The organism is Arthrobacter roseus (assembly GCF_016907875.1).
Lineage (GTDB): Bacteria > Actinomycetota > Actinomycetes > Actinomycetales > Micrococcaceae > Arthrobacter_J > Arthrobacter_J roseus.
On record NZ_JAFBCU010000001.1, the window covers coordinates 2,185,748 to 2,210,485 of the forward strand.

A 24,738-nucleotide genomic window follows, 5' to 3' on the forward strand; every position below is an offset into this window, starting at 1 on the left:
AATTAGTCCAGACCCAACCTGCCCTTCCGCCTCGACCAAACGCACCATGAACGTCAGGTAACATGCAGGTAAACAAGATCGACCGAGTCGGCTCAGCCATTAAAACTAGCTACGAAGAGGGGCAGCAATGAATGAGATACAAGGAATAGTTGCTGACATCACTATTCCACCAAAAAAGCGGAGAGCCTACTACATTTTTGCACATGTCATGTTCGAACTTTTGGAACACTATGGGATCGAGTATTTTGCCCACTCTGGGACGATGTTGGGAGCAATGCGTCATCAGGGCTTTATCCCCTGGGATGACGACGTGGATGTGATGATTCCTGAATCAGACTCAGGCAAACTCGAGAACCTAATGGACGACATACATTTATATGGAATAAAGTTGGGTACCTCGAACGCTGTCGAAAGTGGCTTGGTACAATTTGTGCCGTTCGGCGACCGGATTCTAAACGGCTCAAAATATTTCATGGGATTCGACATATTCATTGGCGAGCGAATTCAAAAAGGACCAGACGAAGCATTTCACTACAAAAGCCCAAGCTTCCGAAGATGGTTTAACGACAGATATGTACTAGTTCACGACGTTTTCCCAAGAAAACGCTACGACTTTGGCCCACTCAAGATATGGGGAATGTCAGATCCAACCGACTATTTTAGAAGAAGCGGCTTCAAACTGAACGAGGCGATTATTGGTGTCCACAAGGGCGGACAAGCGGCCGCTACAAAGGCAATCGAGAAGCTAAAATCTATTCAACAATACCCGATAGTTGATCCCGAAATCTTAACAATGGTGGCCCCGTATCAGGATCTTGAGCTATTTGAGTTGAATTACTACTCAAACAAAGATATAGCATCATAGGCACCATATTGTGCCGCAAGGAGTCGCACACAGCCACAGCGGTGACAGAAGGATCACACCCCATGAGGAGTTCGAAGTGTTAGTACTGCATTATGCAATTTAAGGTACAGGTGACCGTAGAATTTCTCCAGTCGCTATACGACAACACAATCCTACTCAGGGCAAACTCAGATCAGCCTAAGAAAGGCGCCTACGGATGGCTTAGTGAAGGTCAAGTAATCAGAGTCAACAAAGAACTCTCGATCGAACAAAACACAGGTCTATACGGTGGACCGTATAAACCACTAGTCGGAGGGACACCAGCTTCGGGGCTAGCTAGTATCGGTGCTTTCAGCTACTCATATTCGCCACTTCCCAGCGGAATTGAAGTTGGCAGATATTGTTCCATTTCATCGGGCTTGAAATTTGTAGATTCGGTGCATCCTTTGGACAAGATAACCACCTCTGCCATAACTTTTAGACCCAGCAATCTTTTGTTTAGGGATTACGCGACTGAGAACATCGCAGAGTATGCAAAATCATTCAAGGCCTCAGGTGAAAAACCCTACCCCAAAATTCGCCACGACGTATGGGTCGGCGCCGACGTCACGTTGTCCATGGGAATAACCATCGGCACGGGAGCCGTCATCGCGACAGGTAGTACCGTCACGAGAGATGTACCGCCATACTCGATAGTGGGTGGTAACCCAGCTAAACTCATCCGGTCGAGATTTCCCGCGGAAATCGTCCTGAGACTTCTTGCGTCGGACTGGTGGGCCTTTGAACCAGCGGCGATATTTGAAGACATACAGTCTCCACTCGAGTCGATACTAGAGAACATTGAAAACGGTGGAGTTCCTAAACTTGAGATATCCACATTAGATCTATTAGCGTTCTCTGTTACATGATGCACATAGCCAAAAACTGAGTCTCTTTTTACTAGTAACTCACGCAACCAATGGTATAAAGGTGCATGTGCTCCAATCGTCGACTTTGGGTCTTTAGCTGAGATGCCTGCCTGATTTCAAGTAAAGAAAGGCAGCATGATTTCGTCCCTGTCTTCATTGGACGGGCTGAACCAAACCTAGCGGACATTATTACCCCCTGGTTACTCGATCTACGACTCTCGGCACGGAGCTGCATAGCTAGTGATTGAAGGGCATACGATAGATATTCACAACTAACATCGAGGTTAAACCTCACCAACAAGATAGGGCAGCCAAATGAGTAAGACTGTAATTACCTACGGTACGTTTGATCTATTCCATATTGGCCATTTGAACATCCTCAAACGTTTGCGCGGACTGGGGGACCGGCTGATAGTGGGTGTATCGACTGACTCGTTCAACGCACAGAAGGGCAAAAGGCCACTTGTACCTTTTGAACACAGACTCGAGATTGTGAAGTCCTTACGTTTCGTCGATGAGGCTATTGAGGAGAATAGCTGGGAACAAAAACTCACCGATATTAGTGCATACGATGTAGATATTTTCGGAATCGGCGAAGATTGGAAGGGTAAGTTTGACAGCCTGGGGGAAAGGGTGGAAGTCGTCTACTTACCTCGCACTTCTGGTATCTCGACAACGGAAATGAAACGCATTCTTAGTGCATTCGACGAGAAACACGTATCAGAGCTGAAGCGTACCCTGGATAGCATTAGCCAGATAGTCAAAGAGCTAAGTTAGGACTCCGTTCCTCACGGAGAACCGAACTGAACCTTCTCCTGATGGCGCGCCGCGAGCGTCACCCCCATAAAGGCCCCCGACATTGACTTCTCAGTTATCCCCAACTCTTTTGCTCTATCAATTTCACTATCGGACGAAAAATGCAAGAAGTCGGGCTCTTTAGGAACGACTCGTTCTCGAAATCTCTGAATTGCCCAGTGGCCGTACCAAATGGCCTCCCACGGAGAGTATCGAAGTAAGTCTGAAAAAGTTATTCCCTCATTGTTTAGGGTCGTCCACATGTCCTGCAGAACCTCGCTGCTCCACGATATTGGAGTCGGCAGGAAGTACAGTTGATTCGAATCGATACGACCAAAGGCGTCGCCTATTAAATCCGAAACTTCCGAAGGCCGGCGCGCGGCGTGGCTAGCATCGCGAACAAGAGACCTCTCGATCTCAAAGTGACTATTCGACTTGAACTGGATGGCGTCTAGGCGCAAGTGACTGGACTTGTGTCTCCGCTCATTCGCCAATTCCACAGCGAATTGATGGCTGGCTCGAAAGAGGTAATCATTCTCCGTCACGGTCAATGATATCCCTTCCCCTGCACAAAATAGTTCTGGCTCAGTAAAGGGTCTTATGAAATAAGAATCAGAATCGAGCACTAGGAAGTTCTTAAACCGACCTTGCACTCCAAACATCATCTTAATGAGCTGCTGCTCGCGCCAAACTCCCACTCTACTATTTATGTCAAACCGTGCCATCGACGTCTCATCGTATACCTCAATCCATTTAGGCATCGAAGTTCGAAAGAGCTGCACATCATTAGTCGGACAAGCAACAACAAAAGGACAGGAACGGCCGGTCATGTGGGCCTCGACACTGGCAACAAGAATTTTGATCCGTTGGAGATCACCCCGAAAGGATTTGCAAAAAAGGGCGTTCTCCATCATAAAACCTTTCATGAATAGTGCGCGTTGAAAATTAATAATAAATCCGTCTACCCGCGCCGTAGGCAGCCGACCTATGAAGCCGAGACGAAGCGGAATCGTCGAGGCTTACCTTTCAGTCCACATATTATCGCCGAATCGTGCCTTCTAGTCGCCCCACTAGGTCTTTTCCGAATTTGGCGCTTACAATTTCTGGATCCAGATCATTCATGTGTCCCATGAGCCCTCGTAGCCGACTCTGATCCCCAAAACTCGAAGCGGCCTCCAACATCGATTGTGCAAACGCCTCGGGAGAAGCATCTTCGACAAAGGTCGTCGAGTCTTCATGAAGGCCCTCACGGAGTGGAGGAACGTCTGCAGCAACAAGTGGAAGACTAAACGTTCCGTAAAGCAAAGCCGCGCCACTGTTTAATAAGCGCTCATAATTCACCAATCCAACATCAGCGGCACGTAAGAAATACTGTGCCCGTTCGTTGGGCACCTTGTTACTCTCCAGCAGAATCTTCGGATGAAGGAGTGCCGCATCAATAAAGTTATGCGCTTCAATAGACCCGTCAGATCCTCCAGCTACCAACACTCTAAATCGAAGCTTCGGAGCGATTTTTGACAAAATATCTATGGCGCTAATGAGCCTTGATAGACCCTTATACGGCTTAATTGCCCCAAAGAGCAGAAAAACAACCTCATCTGCTTCTAGACCAAGCATTGCGCGCGACTCCGCTCGAGAAACAACGTCCGCATAGGCTCCTCTATAATTGGGATGAGGCGCATAAATGATCTTCCGCTCGTCGAGGGCACAATACTCCCTCATTACATCGACAGTACTATTGGACATGACGTGCACTACATTACTTATCTCTGCGATTCTCTGTTGGAGATTCAATTCTAGATCGATGTGAATAGCATCATGAGGATAAACGTTGTGGACTGTCCAAATGATGTTTACACCCTTAGCTCGCAGCTGTTCTAGTCTTGCCACCATGCCCATGCCGAGAGTGCGAGCCCTGGATTCATCAGACTCCCCAAAAGTCATCCAAGAATTCCAGTGAAGATGAAGTGAAGTTGTTTCAGCCATTCCCTTGAAGTCAAGAATGCTTCTGAATTTATCCGGGCGCAGTATGGGAGCCACAGCAATATTTGATCCCGAAAACTCTTTATATAGTAGCGCTTGGAATGGATTTAGTCTGGCTGCAGGAGTGTACCCGAGAAGATGTGGTCTTTCGTTATAATTCGAAACCGATCTAAAGGCCGACATCAACTCGAGTGCGGGTGACTGAGGCCCTGCGGTAAAGCTTCGATATTCTACTCTCACTTGACTTCCTGACTTTGATCAAGATGACGGAATTCCTCAACGTATCGAGAGCCGTTGCTGTCCCACGTACGCTCAGTTCTGACCCACTCGTAGGATCGTTCGGACATACGTCGACATTCTTCTTGGTCATTATATAGCCGTTGAAGTGTGTCAGCCAAGGACTCAGGATCTCCGGCGACAAACGATTCACCCCTAAGCGGTGGCTCAGCGATTTCTACAAGTGCTGGCAGATTGCTCACAACCAGCGGAATTCCTGATGCCATGGCTTCAAAAGGTTTCAGTGGCGTAACGTATGTGGCCGCACGCTCTCGAATCCGCGGTACGACAAAAATATCAATCAGCGAATAATATTTTGCAATATCTTTATGGTCGATCGCTCCCGTGAAGACGACTCTGTCCGATACTCCCAGGTCTTCGGCCATCTTTCGAAGCAGCGGAATACGATTTCCCCCCCCAACGAGCACGCATCTTGATTCCGAGCCCATATCTTTCATCAGCGCGCATGCCTCGATAAGCGTCTCTTGCGATTCTCTGTAGTGATCCATGTTTGAAACGTATCCAAACGTTTGGAATCCATCCAAATGGTATTTGGCCGAGAGTTCCCCATCACGGGTCTTTGGTACAAAATCGGCTAAGTCAACTGCATTTGGGATGATTCCAATCTTACTCTCTGGAATTCCCCGACTTATGAGTTCCTCTTTCATGGCGACACCTATGGTCAGGACACGATCGGCCCCGTGCATACACATTTCCTCGACCCACATTCGCCTGTTGAACACCTCCCCAGATGTCTCCCAAGCCACGTCACCGGTCCAATTTGCTTCAAAGAAGGATCGTACTTCGTAAATAAAGGGAAGGCCGGTTTTCTCTTTAAGCGACAACCCAACTAGAGCCGTTTCGTAGCCTCGGCGCCCAGAACTCGCGTGAATAACGGATGGCCGGGTACGGAGAACTTCCTCATAAGCAAGCTGTGCGAAGTATTCCAAATATTCATCCACCGGCATCTGTTTATAATCAATATCTCCGAGATCTAGACGAACATGAAGGATGTCATCGACTAACTCGCGTCTCTTGAAATCGGAGCCAACTAGTTCGCGTGGAAAGCCTGGTTCCGTGACTACAATCGGTTCCAATCCTGCCTTAGCCTCCGCGATAAAGTTCCTGTGGCTCCGCGACGTAAATCCGTTTGAAAGAAACGGTCTACTTTCCTTCACCAAGTGTAGAACCCTGCCGGCAATGGGGGGCTCGAGTTCTCTTTTGCCGCCCGTGATCGACGGAACCCAACCTGAAAGTTCGCGTAGGCGCCCCTCAAGCCTTCTGATGGACCTGGGCGGGATACTTTTATCCTTAGCCGCAATCGCGTTAGCCAGCAAGAGAGTTTGGCTAATTTCCCCGCGCTTTACCTGTAGATCCCGTAAGCCTCGTAGAAAGTGGGTATTTCCGTTCATGCGTTCACGCATAGCGCAAGCCCATATATACGCCTTGTCATATTGCTTCACGTCCATGTATGACCGCACTGCAGATAGACCGGACAAGGGAGACTGCGAACCAATCGCGGATGCTGCGTCTAAGCGTGTTATCTCCTGATGAGCCGCATCCAATTCGGCCATGGCAAGTTCCAGCATTTCTCGGTCAGTCAACTGGCGAGAGTACTCGTTCATTCATTTCCGCCCTGTCTTTCGTACTTCTTACGTATTACACGGTTGTGCCGCTCTCCTGAACTGCCAGTTGCAGGTCGCGCAGCCCCATCCCTTCTATAACGACCTTACCAAGTGGGCTGAGACTCGTTCACTGAAGGCATGCTGCCACTGGACAATATATCGTCGTTCCCGTCTTTCTTCGCCTGTCACTCTTCTCATTGAAGGGTCATGGGTAACAATCGGATTACGGGCGGAGATTGCTAGGAATAGAATAGGGCCCCGAACCGAAGTTCGGGACCCTTCATTTGTGACCCCAGCGGGATTCGAACCCGCGTTACCGCCGTGAGAGGGCAGCGTACTAGGCCGCTATACGATGGGGCCCTAGTACTAAACAACCGTGTAAGCCTACACGATCTATAGCGCTGGGATACCAGGACTCGAACCTAGAATGTCGGTACCAGAAACCGATGTGTTGCCAATTACACCATATCCCAAAGCGGCTTCCGAGCTGGATCTCTGGGCAAAACCCGGGCGTTCCAGCGCCTCAGCACGAGTGATAACTTTACCCGATGAAGAGGCGGAAGCACAAAACGATCATCACAACGCCTCCGCGTCCTTGAACGCCCGCAGCCGGCGCAGCGATGAGTCCTTCCCGAGGATCACCATTGACTCAAAGAGCGGCGGCGAGATTCGGCGGCCAGCCATCGCTGTCCGAACCGGGCCAAACGCCAACTTGGGCTTCAAACCCATTCCGTCCACTAAAGCTTCACGCAGTGCTGCCTGAATATTCTCCGCGTTCCATTCCTCCAGCGGCTCCAGTGCTGCCAGCGCAACGTCTAGAACCTCGCTGAGGTTCGCCGGGAGCCCCTTGCGGGCATCGGCAGCAACGTCAACGGCGTCGTCGTTCTTGAACAAGAAAGCAAGCATCTCCGGAGCCTCACCCAGCAACGTGATGCGCTCCTGCACCAACGGCGCTGCCTCGCGAAGAATCTCCTCCTCGCGAAGGTTCAGTGTCTCCCCCACCAGTCCGGCATGCCGTAGGTACGGCACCAGGCGGTCGCGAAAGTCCTCAACTTCCAAGAGTCGCACATGCGTACCGTTGATGGCCTCAGCCTTCTTCAGGTCAAAGCGGGCAGGATTGCCCAGCACATCGTGGATGTCGAAGTTCTTCACGAGTTCATCAACGGTGAAGATGTCCTCATCAGCAGATAGGGACCATCCCAGTAGGGACAGGTAGTTCAGCAAACCCTCGCGGATGAAGCCACGCTCACGGTGCAGGAACAGGTTGGACTCAGGATCGCGCTTGGAAAGTTTCTTGTTCCCGGCACCCATAACGTACGGGAGGTGACCGAACAACGGGATGTACCGAGCAACACCAATCTCCACCAGCGCGCGGTACAGGGCAATCTGACGCGGCGTCGAGGAGAGAATGTCCTCGCCCCGCAGCACATGCGTGATCCCCATCAGGGCATCATCGACCGGGTTCACGAGCGTATACAGCGGTGCCCCATTGGGCCGCACCAGCGCGTAGTCAGGAACGGTGCCCGCCTTGAAGGTGATCTCACCGCGCACCAGGTCCGTGAAGGTAATGTCCTCTTCCGGCATTCGCAGACGCAGGGCCGGCTTGCGCCCCTCGGCACGGAACGCCTCAACCTGCTCCGGTGTCAGGTCGCGATCGAAGTTGTCATAGCCTAGCTTGGGATCCCGCTCGGCAGCCTTGTGCCGCGCCTCGGTTTCCTCCGGCGTCGAGAAGGACTCATAGACATAACCACCATCAACAAGCTTGGCAATGACGTCCTGGTAGATGTCCCCACGCTCAGACTGCCTGTACGGTCCGTGCGGACCGCCGGTTTCCACACCCTCATCCCAGTCAATGCCCAACCAGCGCAACGCCTCGAGCAACTGCTCGTAGCTTTCCTCGCTGTCCCGCTTGGCATCGGTATCCTCGATGCGGAAAATCATCTTCCCGCCCGTGTGCCGGGCATACGCCCAGTTGAACAAGGCCGTCCGGATGAGCCCCACATGTGGGGTACCCGTTGGGGAAGGACAGAAGCGAACGCGCACCGGCGTAGCGTCGTCGACAATCGGAAGCATGGAGGAATCAGTAGAAGTAGTCATGATGTCCTCAGTTTAGACTGCACCAGAACAAGACTGTTCCGGACAAAGCAAAACCGGCCCCGAACCGAGTTACAACATGGTGGCAAGGTTCGAGGCCGGCTTCTTTAGTTAGGAAGAATGAGCCAGAATTAGTTGGGCCAGCTACCAACCCCATTAGGCCAGCTACCAACCTGGACGGTGTACGCGCCCGCACTTTGCTGGTCGGCTGACGCGTCGCTCGCCGAAGCAGCTGAAGCGCCCCCCATTGCAACAAGACCAGCCAACAACAACGATGCAGAAAGTTTTTTCATGATCGAGACCCCTCATGGATAGCAGTATTTCCAGGAAGCGAATCCCCCCAGAAGATGTAACTCGTTCATCATAAGGTGCCGCGCATAGACTCACAACGGAGCCGTGCGAAGATTATTGACATGGAGGGACATTCCGCCCAGTAGAGAGAGCTTCACCATGGCAAGGGACACCGACTCGTCGAGCCTTATCACCTTCGAGCTGAGAGCACACGAGGCATGGCGCCAGCGCGAGTACGACAAAGTTTACTCAGTTGCGGAACAAGGTATGGAAGAGGCACGCGCTGCTGGAGATGAGGCCGCGTGGTGGAATCTGGCGTTTCTCCGGGCGCAAAGTCGGCGTGAAACGAATAACTTCCAGCACTGCGTAATGGAGTCGCAAGAGCTCAAGTCTCATTCGTTCACGGCCACATCCCCGGCGTTGGCAGCACGGGTATCCACATTGTTGGCGATGGCCCTCCAGGGTTGTGGACACCTTCAGGACTCAGTTGATGAAGCCCGGCACGCCGTTGAGATGGCATACCTCGATGGTGCCGTGGCCGAGGTGGGGATAGAAGCGTTGCAAGCACTCATCGCTGCCCTCGCGGAATCAGGGCATCTTGACAAAGCATGGACTCACTGCCAAAAACTCTCACAACAGCTGACCTCCTCGATCAGCACCCAGACGGCTGGTAAGGCGAACTGGGTCATTGGCAACGTTGCGTTTCTCCGCGGTGCACTCGATGATGCTGTGGCTTACCACCGGAAGGCAGCGACCGGCCTATCCCCCATGAATGACCTTGAGCTGTGGGCGCGATTCAATCGTGCGTCCGCAGACATGCGTCTTGCCGCAGGTATTGCCGGCGAGGAAACGCTCGAATTCATTGACCGTGCTGAGGTTGCCCAGTCTATTGTCCAAGGAAGTGCCGCGGAAAAGCTTCAGCTGCACATCATCCGGGCTCATTGGCTGCTTCTCGAAGGCCGAGCCCACGACGCCGCCGTCATGCTGCGCTCCATCTGCCAGTCAACCGAGTCACTCGCTACGCATACCTCAGCGGAAGCGCACCTCCTGCTGGGACAAGCACTCCACCAGCAGGGCCATACGGCGGAAGGCATCAAAGAGATGACCATGGGCGAAATGCTGTTCGAAGACGCAGGCGCCCTGCACCGCGCCGAACAGGCGCGAAGCGCCATCAACGACGTCGCAGAGTCAACACCTGCATCCCCTTAGTCTCCGCTTTTGTCCTTGCCCTTGGCGGGGGAGGTTGGCTTGACCGTTGTTTTAGCGGTAGCCCCGTCTGTGGCAGAGGAGGTCTCCAGAGTTCCGTCCTCCAGCTGTTGCAATACAGTCTCATCCTCCAGCATGCTCCACGCCGAACTGTCCGCACCCTGTAGCGCCGCCTGCGGGCTATCGCCCTTGCTCCACCACTTGGCCTCAAACGCATGGCCGTCAAACAGGATCTTGCTGCCCTTCAAGTAGGTGATCTCCGCATCCCAGTCTGGGAACGTACCGGCAGGCACGGTGACCTCCGGCAACGGCGTCTCTCCCGGAAGGACCGGGCCAATAAGCTGCCACGGAGTCTCCTCAGCCTTCAACACCGGATTATCCGGAACGGCCTCCTTGGCCCACCACTTGGCCTCATACACGTTGCCGTGCCACACCACGCGGTCGCCCTCAACATACGTGGCATCCTCAAACCACACCGGATACGGGCTGGTCGCGGGATCATCGACCACCGTGGTGGCAGTCGCAGTAGCGGAGGGCTCCGACGTCGTGGGTGCAGTACTGAGCGTCAGGCCACGACCAGAGAAACCATTACCCAGGACCTCGGCAAATGAGCGGCCCTGCTGATCAATGCCGCTACAACTATCAGAAACCACGGAAAGGTCCGGGTAGTTGGCGCTGCACGTGGCATCCCGGTTCAGGGACCACATGGACATGCGGCCAACACCCTTCTCCCGAGCAAAAGCGTTCAGCTTCTCAGCCGCGTCCAGATCAAAAACTTCACCGACGACGTCGTTCTGTCCGATCATTGGTGTAATGCCCACCTTGCCCCACAGCGTCTGGGGACCCAGTTCAATACCAGCACGCTCATAGAGAATGCCCAATTGACGGTGCGTAGACACGGCCGCCTGCTTGGATGCCTCAAACATCGTTGTGGTGCCGGTACGGCTAGCACCGTAATCCATGGTCATGATGTTCACCCCGGCAAGATCCACCGACGCATCCAGGAACTGGCTCACCGCCGTCGTCCCCACTTCAGTGAGTCCCGTCGGCGCGACCGGCAGAGTGATCCAGACATTCAGCGGCTTGTCATCCTGCCGAAATTCTTTCTGCAACTGAGAAACCGCTTGCGCCCGCCGCTTCCCGGCAACTGTGTCTTTGAGGTTCTCACCCTCGATATCGAAATCCAGCGTAGAAACTTCATAACGCTCAATCACCGAGCGGTAGGCCGAAACCAGATCATCGACGTCGGTGCAGGACGTTGCCAGCTCATCGTTGAGCAGACCACCAAAAGAAATGACTACCTCGCCGCCCTCTTGCATGAAACGGGCAATGCGGCGGTCCAGATCCATCGTGGCCGCGGCATCGTCAAAACCGTAATAACCGCCCCAGGACGGTTCACAGGGATTCTTTGGGTCCGCCACAATGAACGAGAGAACAACGCTGCCGCCAGCTTCCGTGGCCGGTGTCTCAAACGCGTAAAAGGGCGTGGCCGTGGCATCCACATAACCAGCGAACCAAGACTGACCATCCGCTGCAGCCCGCGTATCAGTGAACCGACCCCACCCCACAAACGACGCTCCCACCAACGCACCGGCTAACAGAACAACGAGCGCAAGACGCGGAACCGACAGTTTGCGACCCGGAAAATGCTTAGACACTGATCCCCCAACAAATAAATACAGCCCGGCCCCGACTGGCCAGACACTATAGTTCCCACCCAGCAGGAACCACAAAAAACAATGATAGCGTTATCTGCGTCACGCTGATGCATGTCGGCATCAGACGTCCTGGGGGCGTACGTGGCGTTTGTTGGGGAGGACGGTAAAACCGTCCGTTAATGTCGGAGTGCAGATGCAACACCAGACTGTCAAAACGAGCTCGGAAACGCCAGAACAGGTCCAGGGAACAGCCCGCCGTCGCCAATGGGGGGCGGAAAAACGATCCGAGCCACTCTCGATAGTTCATCCCACTCCATCCCGCGGGAAAATCGCGCGTGGCCGGGTAGGCATCGTCATCACCATCCTCGCCTGGCTCACCTACGTGATCTCCACGATCCTTCGCCAACTCTCCGAGAACCCGAACGCAGGGTTCCGGTTCGAGCTTGAAGCGGCGTCGTACCTTGTAGTGGTCACCTTCCTGACCTTCTCCGCGCTCATGTACCTCGTGGCACGTCAGGGAGCGCTCTACCGCTTCCGCGACCACCGGCGAGTCCCCCGCGGCGAACTGGACCGCCACTTCGCAACCTACGACGACGGCATCACCGTCCTGGTCCCGTCTTACGCCGAAGAACCACAGGTAGTCCGCGGCACCCTCTGGTCCGCTGCCCTCCAGGAATTCCCGGACCTACGAGTGGTGCTCCTCCTCGATGACCCGCCCAACCCCACGGACCCTGCCATCCGCGAGCGCCTGGACACTACACGCGCCCTCACCACTGAAATCGAAGCCCAGCTGCTGGCGCCTGCCGGACGGTTCACTGCGGCGCTGGATCGTTTCCAAGCTCGGGTCGAGGACGGCACCACCATCGCTTCCGAAGAACTTCCCGTCCTCATCGGTGAGTACCATGCGGCCGCCCAATGGCTTGAAACCATGGCGGAGAATGAAACAGTCGAGGACCACGTAGACGAGTTCTTCGTAGACCTCGTTCTCATGGGACTTGCCCGCGAACTCCGGCTCACCATCCTGGCCCTCGAAGCCGCACAGGCACAGCAGGACGCACCGAGCGCCGGCCGAACGCTGGAACTGTACCTGCGGCTGACCCGCATTTTCTCAGCACGCATGGAAACGTTTGAACGCAAGCAGTTCGCCTCTCTCTCGCACGAAGCGAACAAGGCGATGAACCTCAACGCGTACATCTCCCTGATGGGCAAACGCTGGCGACGAGAAGAAACATCTGCCGGCCAGACCGTCCTGCGGCCAGTTGCTGCTGACGCGTTTGCAGCAGCTGACATCGTAGAGGTACTGGATTCTACGTACCTGCTAACGCTCGACGCCGACTCCTTGCTGCTGCGCGACTACTGCCTCCGGCTGGTGTACCTGCTCGAATCACCCGGCAACGAGCGCGTAGCAGTCACGCAGACCCCGTACTCATCCTTCCGCGGCGCACCGACACGCATTGAACGCGTGGCCGGCGCCACCACGGACATCCAGCACATACTCCACCAGGGCATGACCTACTTTGGCGCCACCTTCTGGGTAGGAGCCAACGCTGTTATCCGCAAAGACGCCATTGAAGACATCGTTGAAGTCGAGGATGTGGGAGGATTTGAAATCCGCACCTATATCCAAGACCGCACCGTCATCGAAGACACCGAATCCAGCGTGGACCTGGGCACCCACGGCTGGTCATTAGTGAACTACCCCGAACGCCTCAGCTACAGCGCCACTCCCCCAGACTTCGGGTCCCTGGTGGTCCAACGACGCCGGTGGGCCAACGGCGGACTGCTCATCCTGCCCAAACTATGGAACCAGTTGCGCGAACGCCGGTTCCGCCGGGACCGCATCCTCTACCGTGAGGTGCTCCTGCGGGTCAACTACATGGCGTCCATCGCCTGGGCCAGCTTTGGCCTGGTGTTCCTGCTCGCCTACCCCTACGACAGCCGGCTCCTGAGCCCCGTGGTATTCCTCGCCGCGCTGCCCTACTTCCTCGCCATGGGAAGTGACCTACGCGATTGCGGACACCGGTTCAGCGACATCTTCCGAATCTATGGCTTCAACCTGGTTCTGCTTCCCGTCAACCTGGCCGGCGTCCTCAAATCGTTGCAGCAAGCATTCACCGGCGAAAAGATCGCCTTTGTCCGCACCCCGAAGGTCAAGGACCGCACTGCTGCACCTGCCCTTTACGTTGTTGTACCGTACGCGATTGTTGCGTTCTCACTGCTGACTCTCTGGCGCAACATCGACGACGGCAGCTGGGGGAACGTCATCTTCGCCGGGCTCAACGCACTGCTAGCGGCTTATGCAATACGCGCTTACATTGGCATCGGCAATTCTGTCGTTGACATTACGCTTGGTATGTTGAACTGGTTGTATGTAGGCCCCCGCAAGAAGCGCAGCACCGCCTCACCGGTAGTTCCAAAAACTCCGGAAGAGGTGGACTGGACATCCATCCTGTACCACGGGGACCGCCGCCTGAACAGAGACCTCCGAGGGGAGAACGACCGCCGTCGACGTGTTTCGCTACGCTAACGGCCAATCATCGAACGCAACCGAAGAGGTGGGGGAGAAACAGTGGCAATTGTCACGATGACCGAGACAGGCAATGTTCCTGAGCCCAGCTATGAGGGCATCACGCGGATTGTGCTGCCCGCTGGCGCCACCATCACCGGAGACATGGCCACAGCAGCAAGTGCCGCAGTCATAAAGGCTGCAGATGGAGGACGCCGTCCCCTCATGCTCGTGATCAGCGGCGTCTCCTCCATCACCCGCGAAGCTCGCACCGTCTACGGCGGGGCCACAGTATCAACTGCCATAGCCGTTGTAGGAGCCAGCCCAGTGGACAGGGTGATCGGCAACTTCCTGCTCGGCGGAGCAGCGCCAGCTTGCCCCAACCAATTCTTCTGCTCAGAAGCGGACGCGCTGGCCTGGCTGGAAAGATACCTAGATGAGCAGTGATCCCAGGTTGGCCAACCTCGTAGACTGGATCGTTGGGGTATCTCGAGGAGATCTTCGGCACCAAATGTCCCCCTCGGATGCCCGAGACGACGTCGACGCCGTGATTACCGGCGTCAATCTCCTCGTCGAAGAACTGGACCTGGTCTACCAGCAGTTCGAAGACCGCGTAGAACAGCGCACTGCCGAGCTCCACGAAGCCCACCTGCAGATGCAGAAGATGGCTATGACAGACCCACTCACTGGCCTAGCCAACAGGGTTGCCCTCGTCACCGAAATCGACAAAGCGCTCACGTCCTTTGCGAACGGAAGCGCCACGGCACCGGCGCTGCTATTGCTGGACCTCGACTCCTTCAAAAACGTCAACGACAGCCTGGGGCACGACGCCGGTGACCAGGTTCTGAAAATCGTGGCGGAGAGGCTACGCGAAGCCGTGCGCCTCACCGACGTCGTCGCCCGGCTGGGCGGCGATGAATTTGCCATCCTGATCCCCGACGCCACGATGGGGATCGCGCAGGGCATTGCCAACCGTGCCCTCGACGCGCTCAGTGCGCACATAGAACTCGAAGACCTCAAACTCTGGGCCCGCGCCAGCATTGGGCTGCGCCTGGCGGATAAGGACCAGAGCTCCTACAGCCTGCTTCTCGACGCCGACACCGCCATGTACACGGCCAAAGACCAGGGCCGTAGCCGCCTCAGCGTGTTTGAGCCCGTTATGCTCTACGCCCGTCAGGTCCGCAATCAGACAGCCGCCGAACTCCGCGAAGCTATTGCCTCTGACCAGCTGGATATTCATTACCAACCCGTCGTAGACCTCCGCGACGGACATATCCAGGGCGTAGAGGCCCTGGTCCGCTGGAACCACCCCACCCGCGGCCTGGTCATGCCAGATGACTTTGTCCCGGTGGCCGAGGAAATTGGTGCCATCGTGGATCTGGACCGATGGGTCATGACCGCCGCCCTTCGGCAATTTCAAGACTGGAGAACCCGCTTTGACCTGGACGAAGACTTCCAGCTCCGCATTAACGTCTCAGCGATAGACCTCCAGCAGTTGGACCTCATAGACTTTGTTCGCGGAGCTTTGAAACAGAACGCCATCCCGCCACGTAACGTGGTTCTGGAAATCACCGAAACGGCCCTCATCACCGGTGCCGACGTGGAGAGGTATTCCCTGCTCAGCCTGCAGAAGCTCGGCGTGTGTATAGAAATTGATGACTTCGGCACCGGGTACTCTTCCATCAGCTACCTGCGCAAGCTACCGGTGAGCATGGTGAAAGTAGACCGCACGCTCGTGGCGGAACTGGCCGATGGAGCCAAGCAGAACGCCTTTGTGGCGGCCATCCTGCAACTCATCCGCGCAGCTGGGCTAGACGCCGTATTTGAAGGAATCGAATCCTGTGAACAGGCCGCCCAGCTACGCGACATGGGCTGCATTTCCGGGCAGGGATATTTCTTCAGCCGACCGTTGCCGCTGGCGCACATAGAAGAACTACTCGTGCCAGGCGTGGTGCTGCCGCTCTCGCTCGTTCCCCACCCCTGAAGTCCTTACGATCCACCACGAAGAGAGTCTCACAACATGTCGGCTATCACCTACCTGTTGTGGTTCTTCTTCGGGTCCCTGGGAATCCACAAGTTCTACCTCAATCAAACCGGGCTGGGAATCCTGTATATCTGCCTTACGCTGGTCGGCGCGGCAACAACCTTCATTCTCATCGGTTTTGTGTTCCTCGGGGTCGTTGTCCTGATGCTCTTCATCGACCTGTTCCTCATTCCAGGCAGGACCAACGCCGTGAACCGGCAGTCCATGGCACACGGCGTTCGCTAACCGACCGCCTGCAGCAGCGCACCGCCTAACTGTAGATTGGGGCTATGGGTACATCACTGGTCTGGCTGCGCGACGATCTGCGACTGGCAGATAACCCGGCACTACACGAAGCCATTCAGCATGGCGGCACGGTCTGTGTGCTGTACGTTTTTGATCAGTCCCCGGACATTCGCCCGCTCGGCGCAGCGACCCGATGGTGGCTGCATCATTCACTCGAAGCCCTGCGCACGCAAATAGAGGACGTCGGCGGGCAGTTGATCCTCCGCAACGGAATCGCCGCCGACGTTGTCAAGGACTTGATTGCTGAAATTGGTGCGGACGCACTGTTGTGGAACAGGCGCTACGGACTCCCCGAACGCACCACTGATACAGCCCTCAAGAACTGGGCACACGAGCACGACGTCGAAGCACACAGCTTCCAGGCTAACCTCCTGTTTGAACCGTGGCAGGTGCAGACCAAACAGGGCGAGAACTACAAAGTATTTACACCCTTCTGGCGTGCCTGCCTGGAACAGCCGCAACCACGACAGCCACTGCCTGCGCCGTCGTCGCTCACCCCAGCCACCCTGCGGGACAGCGCCACGCATCCTTCCTCCGATGCACTGGATGATTGGGGGCTGCTGCCGAGCACCCCTGACTGGGCCGGAGGTCTGCGTGATGAATGGACGCCGGGCGAAGCCGGAGCGCACAACCGCCTTACGACGTTCTTTGACGAACGGGTAGAGGACTACAGCCAAGGCCGCGAAAAGCCCGGTCAGGAAGCCACCAGTCGACTCTCCCCGCATCTGCGGTTTGGAGAGATCAGTCCCTTCCAGATCTGGCAGGCCGCAAAAGAAAACAAGACAACCGGACTTGAGCACGAGATTCGGGTCTTCGGCAGTGAAGTGGGGTGGCGTGAATTCTGCTGGCAACTGCTCTACCACAACCCAGATCTGGCCACCCAGAATTATCGCCGAGAATACGATGCTTTTGAATGGGAGCAGGACACTGCCGACGACGTGAGTGCCTGGCAGCAGGGGCACACCGGATACCCCATGGTCGATGCAGGGATGCGGCAGCTCTGGAACACCGGGTGGATGCACAATCGAATCCGCATGGTGACGGCATCTTTTTTGATCAAGAACCTCATGGTGAACTGGCGTACCGGTGAACAATGGTTCTGGGACACCCTTGTTGACGCCGACGCCGCCAGCAATCCCGCCAACTGGCAGTGGGTAGCAGGCTCCGGAGCCGATGCTGCGCCATACTTCCGGATCTTCAACCCCGTCACGCAGAGTAAAAAGTTTGACCCCTCCGGCGGATACCTGAGGCGTTTTGTTCCTGAACTGGCAGCCCTGGATGACTCATCCGTCCACGAGCCCTGGAAAAATCCGGAGGTTGCCCCGGACTACCCGGAACCCATCGTTGACCTGAAGGAAACCCGGCACCGGGCACTGGACGCCTACGCCCGGGTCAAAGACCACTAGGAATCTGCTAGCTAACCGCCTGCAGCAGGGCCGCATAGGTGCCGCCGCAGATCACGGCTCCGGTGATCAGTGCGGCCAGTAGCCGCCGTCGTGCTGGCTTCTTTTCTCCCTGAAAGCGAACCCACGCTGCTACTGCCAAGACCGCGAGCGCGGTCAGCCCCCACCAGCCGAGCATCAGCAGGAAGACTACCGCTGCTCCCCCATAGGTCATCATGGGCCAATCCAGCTGAACCTGCCGCTGGATGACGAGGACGACGGCGTAGCCTGCGAAGATCGCGAATATCACGGCGGCCAGTCCGAGCGGGCCATCCAGGTAACGGATCAGCCGCAACGTCATGTACATGAGGGCGCCGGCCGCTACCACCACAGGCGTCGCGCCGAGCCTGCTGATGCCGCGCCGTAGATCGTTGCGCCGGTCCAACCAGGTGACGATCGCCCACGGCACCAGGGACACAAGTATGGCGGTGCTGATGCCCCAGATGATGCTGGCGGGCCAGCCGTCCTCAACGATGGGGCTCAGCAGCAGGGCGACCGCCCAGACCACTGCGGGCGGCGTTGAACGCACGACGGCGGCTCCCACCCGTTGCTGCGTAGGATCCGCCGTCGTCATCTGTTTCTGTACTTTCCGCGTGTCAGCGACGTACGGGGTTCGAGAGGCGGCCGATGCCGTCGATCTCGATCTCGTAGCGCTGGCCGTCCGTGATCAGTCCAACACCGGCTGGGGTGCCCGTCAGGATGAGGTCACCGGGCAGCAGCGTGAAGGCCTGCGAGACATAGGAGACGAGTTCCTTCACACCCCAGATCATGTCGCTGGTATTACCATTCTGGGTCAACGTGCCATCCAGCCAGCCGCGGACACCCAGGGTCTCGGTGTCCAGCTCTGTCTCGATCCACGGCCCAATGGGGCAGGAGGTGTCAAAGCCCTTGGCCCTGGCCCACTGATTATCCGTCTTCTGGACATCCCGCGCTGTGAAGTCGTTGGCGCAGGTGTACCCAAAAATGACCTCATCGACGCGTTCGGGCGGAACGTCCTTGCAGATTCGACCAATGACGACGGCGAGCTCTGCCTCGAACGAGACCTGATCGGAAAACGACGGCAGAATCACTGGATCTCCGGGGCCCACAACCGCGGTATTGGGCTTGAGGAACATCAACGGCGCCGGCGGAACCTCATTCCCCAGCTCCTGGGCGTGCTCGGCGTAGTTCCTGCCGATACCCACCACCTTGCTCCGCGGAATGATCGGCGCCAACAACCGCACATCTTCGAGCTTGTGCCGGACGCCGGTCAACTGGACTCCGGAGAAGAATGGGTCCCCGTTGATGACGGCAACCTCCTCCTGACCATCGTTTCCCTGAACGACACCAAACGCAGGATCACTATCAACAACAAAACGGGCTATACGCATGGAATAAGGCTACAGGGCCTGCAGCACACCCCACTGCGAAGGATCGCAGTTACAGGCCTGGCTCTCATAGGCGGACGGCTGCCATCCCGGAGAACTTAGGCCAGTCGGGTCAACCAACCATTGGTGTCCTTGACCGCACCCGTCTGGATTCCGAGCAGTTCCTCACGGATCGACATGGTGACATCACCGGCTTTGGCCTCAGGAGCGCCGATGACAGAATCGCCGTCCTTGAGCTCACCGATAGGCGTAATAACCGCAGCTGTGCCACACGCAAACACCTCGGTGATGTCCCCGGAGGCAACGCCGTCGCGCCATTCATCCAACGTGATCTTGCGTTCTTCAACCTTCAGTCCACGCTGCCGGGCCAACTCCAGCACGGAGTCACGGGTAACACCCTCGAGGATGGTCCCGCTCAATGCAGGCGTAGCCAACGAACCGTCCTTGAACACAAAGAAGACATTCATGCCGCCCAATTCCTCAACGGCATTGTCATTGAACTGATCCAGAAACAGCACCTGCTTGCAGCCGTGGGCCTCCGCCTCCAACTGGGCCGCGAGCGACGCCGCATAGTTGCCACCACACTTGGCTGCGCCAGTACCGCCACGGCCAGCACGCGCATAATCACGCGAAAGCCAGATCGACACAGGCTTCAGGTCCCCACCAAAATAGTTACCGGCAGGAGAAGCGATAACGCGGAAAGACACCTCACGCGCCGGACGCACACCCAAAAACGCCTCCGTGGCGATCATGAACGGGCGCAGGTACAGAGCCTCACCGTCGCCCGAGGGAACCCACGCCTTGTCCGCGCCAACCAACTGGCGTATTGCCTCCACGAACACATCCTCAGGAAGTTCCGGAAGCGCCAGACGGCGGGCTGATCGGTTCAAACGCACCGCGTTCTTATCAGCACGGAACGTCCAGATAGAACCATCTGCGTGGCGGTAAGCCTTCAATCCCTCAAAAATTTCTTGACCATAGTGCAGCACTGCGGCCGCAGGGTCCAAAGCAATAGGCCCATACGGCTCCACCCGGGCATTGGACCAGGAACCCTGGCCGTGCTCGTCCACCGAGTAATCCACCACCGCGGTGTGATCCGAGAAATAGTCCCCGAAGCCCGGATTCGCAAGAATCTCAGTGCGCTCGGCATCCGACTTTGGATGGGTAGTCAACGTCTGGGTGAACTCCAGAGAACTGGCAGTCATATTTCCTCCACGAGTACCGCCACAGCAGCATCGTGCCGACAACGGGTCATTGGGTTAATGGTCGTTAACAACTGTAAGTCACAACACGAAAATTATTACCCCAAAGCCCCAACAATGGTGTCGCCCACTTCCGACGTCGAACGCGGCCCATTCCCCCGGTTCGCCACATCCTTCTCAACCGCCGCCTCAATCCGTGCGCCGGCGTCGTCGTACCCCACATGGTGAAGCAGCAAAGCTGCCGAGAGGATGGCCGCCGTAGGGTCCGCCTTCTGCAGGCCTGCAATGTCCGGAGCCGAACCGTGAACCGGCTCAAACATGGATGGCGCCGTGCGGTCCATATTGATGTTGCCGGACGCAGCCAAGCCAATACCGCCCGTCACCGCCGCGGCAAGATCCGTGATGATGTCACCGAAAAGGTTGTCAGTCACAATCACATCGAAGCGCGATGGGTTGGTGGCCAAAAAGATCATCGCCGCATCCACGTGCAGATAATCGTGCGTGACCTCGGGGAATTCCTGCGCCACCGCCTCCACCGTGCGCCGCCACAGATGCCCCGCATAAACCAGCACATTGTGTTTGTGCACCAACGTCACATGCTTGCGCTCACGAGCCGACGCTCGGCGGAACGCATCACGGACCACACGCTCCACACCGTGCGCTGTGTTGATCGAAACCTCGGTGGCAATCTCATGCTTTGTCCCGCTGCGCAGCACGCCACCGTTGCCAACATAGGGACCCTCAGTGCCCTCGCGCACCACCACGAAGTCGATGATGCCCGGATTAGCCAACGGACTCTCAACGCCGGCCATGAGCTTGGACGGACGCAGATTCACATAATGGTCAAGGGAAAAACGCAGCTTCAGGAGCATCTCGCGCTCGATGATTCCCGAGGGGATCCGCGTATCACCAGGAGCAGCACCGACCGCGCCGAACAGGATCGCGTCATGGTCGCGCAACTTAGCGAGCGTTTCATCCGGCAACGTCTCCCCTGTGGCAAGCCAGTGCTCCGCCCCCAACGGATACTCGGTGAGCTTGAGCTCCACTCCGTCCGCCTCAGCCACCTTCCGCAGGACCTTCACTGCTTCGCTGATGACCTCCGGACCAATACCGTCGCCGGGGATAACTGCCAGATTCATGGATGCACTCATACCCCCAGCATAGGAAACCCCGCCACATCGTGGTCACTCGGTTCCACATTCTGGACGCTTCCTCTTTGCTGTCCCCTGCTTTCTCCCTGCTTCGCCCCGTTCCTTTGGCCGAGGTCAGGGTTTAGCCGACGAGATCACCCCCAGCGTGGGGTATTTTGTGGGCCAGGGGTGATCTCGGCCCGGGTGGTGGGGCGGGTGGCGGGTGGCGGGTGGCGGGTGGCGGGCGGCGGGCGACTCAGCCCGTGGGTGGATGCCGGGCGGCTCAAGGACGGCATAGAGTTTTACCTCATGGGTCTGCACCACCGCTTTGTCCGCTGGATGGGAAATCACCGTCAACTTGTTGACGCACTATTTGCCGCTGCTCTCTTCCTCACCTTCGGCCTACTCCCCTATGCGTCCATGGGTTATACGCTCCAGTTACCCGCCTCTGCAGGGCTGCTGATCCCCCTGACCTGGCGCCGCACCCGTCCGGTCTTCGCCGGAGCCGCCGTCGCGCTGGTCTGCATTGTGCAGTGGGCTACAGGCGTTGAACCCATGCCGGCACAGTTCAGCGTCCTCATGGTGGTGTACGCCCTTGCAGCGTACGGACCTCGTTGGGCCAGTCTTGGCGCGCTGGGGCTGGCGGTGCTCGGCGTCGTCATGGCGCTGACCCGCTACAGCGATTTGCTGGGAGTGAGCCAGAACCCGGTGGCCTTCGTCATCATTTTCGGCTTCTCCGTCTCCCTGCTGCTTGCCTGCTGGGCCTTTGGCGACCTAGCGCGCAACCGACGCCTCATCGTCCAAGCTCTCGAGGACCGCACACGCAGGCTCGAAGTCGAACGGCAACAAGAACGCGATCTCGCCGCCGCAGACGAACGCAGTCACATTGCCCGCGAAATGCACGACATCATTGCGCACTCCCTCTCAGTCATCATCACCCAGGCCGACGGCGCGCGCTACGCCAGCGCAGCAGACCCCAACGTCGCGCCGCAAACCCTGGAAACAATCGCCGAAACCGGCCGCGCTTCCCTGCGCGAAATGCGCCGCCTACTCGGAGTGCTACGCGGCGACGAAGCATCCTCCACCCGCCCCCTGCCCACCCTCGCGGACATCCCCATCCTCGTTGAAACGCTCAACTCCTCAGGACTCGACGCCCAGTTCACTCTCCACGGACAGCCCCGCAGACCCCTACCACCGGGCGCCGAACTCACCGCCTACCGTGTGGTTCAGGAATCCCTCACCAACATCCTCAAACATGCCGGCCCCAACATTCACGCCAACATCACCCAGACATGGACCGCCCGGGGACTCGAACTCCACGCTGACGACAACGGCCGCGGCGCCGCCCCCGACCCCACCAGCGCAGGTCCAGGCCAGGGAATCCGCGGCATGAGCGAACGTGTAAAACTTTACGAAGGCACCCTGACCGCCGGACCAGCGCGCAGCGGCGGATTCTCCGTCCGCGCGTTCATCCCCTACACGGAGGCATGATGACCACCCCCGCCCCACCCATCCGGGTAACCCTCGTCGATGACCAACAACTGGTCCGCAGCGGCTTCAGCATGCTCATCAACTCACAACCCGACCTCGAGGTCGTCGCCCAGGCCGGCAACGGCGCCGAAGCCGTCGCATCGCTGGCGACCACCAGGGCCGACGTCGTCCTCATGGACGTCCGTATGCCCGGCATGGACGGGATCGAAGCAACCCAACGCATCCTGGACCACGCCAGAGAAACCAGCGACGGCGAACCAACCGTCCGCATCGTTGTCCTGACCACTTTCGACCTCGACGAATACGTGCTCGCCGCCATCCACGCCGGGGCCAGCGGATTCCTCCTCAAGGACGCGCCCCCGGAAGAGCTCCTCGAAGCCATCCGCACCGTTCACCGCGGCGACGCCGTTATAGCCCCCTCCACTACCCGTCGACTCCTGGAACACGTTGCACCGCTGCTGCGCCAACCCTCCCCGGCAAAAGACACGCACAGCGCCGCCGTCGCCACCCTCACACCCCGCGAGCGCGAAGTATTCACCCTCATGGCGCAGGGTCATTCCAACCCAGAAATCGCGGCTTCTCTTTTCCTGTCCGAGGCCACAGTTAAAACGCATGTAGGGCATATCCTCGCGAAACTGCAGGCTCGAGACAGGGTTCAAGCCGTCGTCATTGCTTACGAAACCGGGATTGTTTCAGCCGGAGGATGACTCCCGGGAAGGCACGCTCATCCCGTGGGATGAGAACGGGCCACTGAGGATCGCGACCACAGGCCGATCCGCTGGCCCACAACATTTCCTAATCTGGATTCATGACCACTTTTACGAACGAATCCAACTCCGTACCACCGGGAGCGTCCGCCCCCTCGGGAGCTGCCGTATCGACGTCGGGCCTGATTAAAACCTACGGCACGGGCGAAACCCGAGTTGAAGCGCTGAAAGGCATCAACCTCAGCTTTGAACGCGGCCGCTTCACAGCCATCATGGGCCCCTCAGGCTCCGGCAAATCCACGCTCATGCACTGCCTCGCCGGCCTGGACAACGCCGACGGCGGGACCATCCACATTGGCGACACCGAAATAACCGCGCTCAAAGACGCCCAGCTGACCCGCCTGCGCCGCACCCGCATCGGCTTCGTGTTCCAGTCCTACAACCTCGTCCCCACCCTGACCGCCGAACAGAACATCACCCTGCCCGTCTCCCTAGCCAACGGCACCGTGGACAAAGAATGGTTCAACTACATCACCACCACCCTGGGCCTCACCGACCGCCTGACGCACAAACCTCACGAACTCTCCGGCGGACAGCAACAACGCGTCGCCGTCGCCCGCGCACTACTGACTCGACCCGACGTCATCTTCGGCGACGAACCCACCGGAAACCTCGACTCACGCTCCGGCGCTGAGGTCCTCTCCCTACTGCGCCGCAGCTCCGCGGAAATGGGACAGAGCATCATCATGGTCACCCACGACCCCGTCGCCGCCTCCTACGCGGACCGCGTGATCCTCATGAACGACGGCGCGCTCGCCGGCGAACTCACCAACCCAACAGCGGACGACGTCCTTGCCGCACTCGCCGGGCTGGGGGCCTGAACA

The 24,738-nt window shown here is 57.3% G+C and carries 21 protein-coding genes and 2 tRNA genes; 12 read left to right on the forward strand and 11 right to left on the reverse strand.

Annotated features, from left to right (window positions below):
* The first annotated feature begins 127 nt into the window (after positions 1 to 127).
* The 3 genes from JOE65_RS10625 to JOE65_RS10635 all read left to right on the forward strand — a co-directional run bounded on the left by JOE65_RS10625 (position 128) and on the right by JOE65_RS10635 (position 2,529).
* Complete coding sequence (locus tag JOE65_RS10625; protein WP_239536693.1) at positions 128 to 865, forward strand: LicD family protein; 738 nt, start codon at positions 128 to 130, stop codon at positions 863 to 865.
* A gap of 110 nt (positions 866 to 975) precedes the next feature.
* Positions 976 to 1,752 carry an LbetaH domain-containing protein gene (locus tag JOE65_RS15330; RefSeq protein ID WP_205163144.1) on the forward strand — a complete coding sequence of 259 codons (777 nt, stop codon included), beginning with the start codon at positions 976 to 978 and terminating at the stop codon, positions 1,750 to 1,752.
* A gap of 315 nt (positions 1,753 to 2,067) precedes the next feature.
* Positions 2,068 to 2,529, forward strand: a complete 462-nt coding sequence (locus JOE65_RS10635) for an adenylyltransferase/cytidyltransferase family protein (RefSeq protein WP_205163145.1) — start codon at positions 2,068 to 2,070, stop codon at positions 2,527 to 2,529.
* 11 nt (positions 2,530 to 2,540) lie between these two features.
* Here the strand turns inward: JOE65_RS10635 and JOE65_RS10640 are convergent, their stop codons facing one another.
* The 6 genes from JOE65_RS10640 to gltX form a co-directional block, all read right to left on the reverse strand.
* The gene (locus tag JOE65_RS10640; RefSeq protein ID WP_205163147.1) at positions 2,541 to 3,461 is read right to left on the reverse strand and encodes a DUF6492 family protein; all 921 of its coding nucleotides are present in this window, start codon (positions 3,459 to 3,461) and stop codon (positions 2,541 to 2,543) included.
* A 124-nt stretch (positions 3,462 to 3,585) separates the two neighbouring features.
* Entirely contained in the window at positions 3,586 to 4,770 is a 1,185-nt protein-coding gene (locus JOE65_RS10645) for a glycosyltransferase (RefSeq protein WP_205163149.1), read from the reverse strand.
* Positions 4,767 to 6,410, reverse strand: coding sequence for a glycosyltransferase family 4 protein (locus JOE65_RS10650; protein ID WP_205163151.1), 1,644 nt, complete (start codon positions 6,408 to 6,410; stop codon positions 4,767 to 4,769). Before JOE65_RS10650 ends, JOE65_RS10645 begins: the two co-directional genes overlap by 4 nt.
* 308 nt (positions 6,411 to 6,718) lie before the next feature.
* A tRNA-Glu gene (locus tag JOE65_RS10655) sits at positions 6,719 to 6,791 on the reverse strand.
* Positions 6,792 to 6,832: 41 nt separating this feature from the next.
* Positions 6,833 to 6,904: transfer RNA gene (locus tag JOE65_RS10660), tRNA-Gln, on the reverse strand.
* Between the two features lie 103 nt (positions 6,905 to 7,007).
* Positions 7,008 to 8,528 carry a glutamate--tRNA ligase gene (gene gltX / locus JOE65_RS10665; protein ID WP_205163153.1) on the reverse strand — a complete coding sequence of 507 codons (1,521 nt, stop codon included), beginning with the start codon at positions 8,526 to 8,528 and terminating at the stop codon, positions 7,008 to 7,010.
* Between the two features lie 447 nt (positions 8,529 to 8,975).
* On the opposite strand from gltX, the gene JOE65_RS10670 reads away from it, so the two are divergent.
* Positions 8,976 to 10,025, forward strand: coding sequence for a hypothetical protein (locus JOE65_RS10670; RefSeq protein WP_205163155.1), 1,050 nt, complete (start codon positions 8,976 to 8,978; stop codon positions 10,023 to 10,025).
* Here the strand turns inward: JOE65_RS10670 and JOE65_RS10675 are convergent.
* Positions 10,022 to 11,680 carry a glycosyl hydrolase family 18 protein gene (locus JOE65_RS10675; protein WP_205163157.1) on the reverse strand — a complete coding sequence of 553 codons (1,659 nt, stop codon included), beginning with the start codon at positions 11,678 to 11,680 and terminating at the stop codon, positions 10,022 to 10,024. The genes JOE65_RS10670 and JOE65_RS10675 overlap by 4 nt on opposite strands.
* Positions 11,681 to 11,873: 193 nt before the next feature.
* Here JOE65_RS10675 and JOE65_RS10680 point away from each other — a divergent pair, with 193 nt between their 5' ends.
* The 5 genes from JOE65_RS10680 to JOE65_RS10700 are packed head-to-tail and all read left to right on the forward strand — an operon-like array spanning position 11,874 to position 17,921.
* A complete protein-coding gene (locus JOE65_RS10680) occupies positions 11,874 to 14,207 on the forward strand; it encodes a glycosyltransferase family 2 protein (RefSeq protein ID WP_205163159.1) in 2,334 nt (777 codons plus the stop codon).
* A gap of 42 nt (positions 14,208 to 14,249) precedes the next feature.
* Complete coding sequence (locus tag JOE65_RS10685) at positions 14,250 to 14,633, forward strand: DUF7793 family protein (RefSeq protein WP_205163161.1); 384 nt, start codon at positions 14,250 to 14,252, stop codon at positions 14,631 to 14,633.
* Positions 14,623 to 16,170, forward strand: coding sequence for a putative bifunctional diguanylate cyclase/phosphodiesterase (locus JOE65_RS10690; RefSeq protein WP_205163163.1), 1,548 nt, complete (start codon positions 14,623 to 14,625; stop codon positions 16,168 to 16,170). Before JOE65_RS10685 ends, JOE65_RS10690 begins: the two co-directional genes overlap by 11 nt.
* A 36-nt stretch (positions 16,171 to 16,206) precedes the next feature.
* Complete coding sequence (locus JOE65_RS10695; protein ID WP_205163165.1) at positions 16,207 to 16,455, forward strand: TM2 domain-containing protein; 249 nt, start codon at positions 16,207 to 16,209, stop codon at positions 16,453 to 16,455.
* Positions 16,456 to 16,499: 44 nt separating this feature from the next.
* A complete protein-coding gene (locus JOE65_RS10700) occupies positions 16,500 to 17,921 on the forward strand; it encodes a cryptochrome/photolyase family protein (protein WP_205163166.1) in 1,422 nt (473 codons plus the stop codon).
* A gap of 7 nt (positions 17,922 to 17,928) precedes the next feature.
* On the opposite strand, the gene JOE65_RS10705 is transcribed toward JOE65_RS10700, so the two are convergent.
* The 4 genes from JOE65_RS10705 to JOE65_RS10720 form a co-directional block, all read right to left on the reverse strand.
* Positions 17,929 to 18,531, reverse strand: a complete 603-nt coding sequence (locus JOE65_RS10705; protein WP_205163168.1) for a hypothetical protein — start codon at positions 18,529 to 18,531, stop codon at positions 17,929 to 17,931.
* A gap of 22 nt (positions 18,532 to 18,553) precedes the next feature.
* The gene (locus tag JOE65_RS10710) at positions 18,554 to 19,327 is read right to left on the reverse strand and encodes a fumarylacetoacetate hydrolase family protein (protein ID WP_205163170.1); all 774 of its coding nucleotides are present in this window, start codon (positions 19,325 to 19,327) and stop codon (positions 18,554 to 18,556) included.
* A gap of 95 nt (positions 19,328 to 19,422) precedes the next feature.
* Positions 19,423 to 20,529, reverse strand: coding sequence for a branched-chain amino acid aminotransferase (locus JOE65_RS10715; protein WP_205163172.1), 1,107 nt, complete (start codon positions 20,527 to 20,529; stop codon positions 19,423 to 19,425).
* A 95-nt stretch (positions 20,530 to 20,624) separates the two neighbouring features.
* Positions 20,625 to 21,677 (reverse strand): 3-isopropylmalate dehydrogenase, encoded by a 1,053-nt coding sequence (locus tag JOE65_RS10720; protein ID WP_205163173.1) that lies wholly within the window; start codon positions 21,675 to 21,677, stop codon positions 20,625 to 20,627.
* 168 nt (positions 21,678 to 21,845) lie between these two features.
* Between JOE65_RS10720 and JOE65_RS10725 the strand changes: the two genes are divergently transcribed.
* The 3 genes from JOE65_RS10725 to JOE65_RS10735 all read left to right on the forward strand — a co-directional run bounded on the left by JOE65_RS10725 (position 21,846) and on the right by JOE65_RS10735 (position 24,735).
* Positions 21,846 to 23,147, forward strand: coding sequence for a sensor histidine kinase (locus JOE65_RS10725; protein ID WP_338021617.1), 1,302 nt, complete (start codon positions 21,846 to 21,848; stop codon positions 23,145 to 23,147).
* Complete coding sequence (locus JOE65_RS10730; RefSeq protein ID WP_205163175.1) at positions 23,144 to 23,854, forward strand: response regulator; 711 nt, start codon at positions 23,144 to 23,146, stop codon at positions 23,852 to 23,854. The genes JOE65_RS10725 and JOE65_RS10730 overlap by 4 nt, the downstream gene beginning before the upstream one ends.
* A gap of 101 nt (positions 23,855 to 23,955) precedes the next feature.
* On the forward strand, positions 23,956 to 24,735 hold the full coding sequence (locus JOE65_RS10735; protein WP_205163177.1) for an ABC transporter ATP-binding protein: 780 nt from the start codon (positions 23,956 to 23,958) through the stop codon (positions 24,733 to 24,735).
* Positions 24,736 to 24,738: the final 3 nt, after the last annotated feature.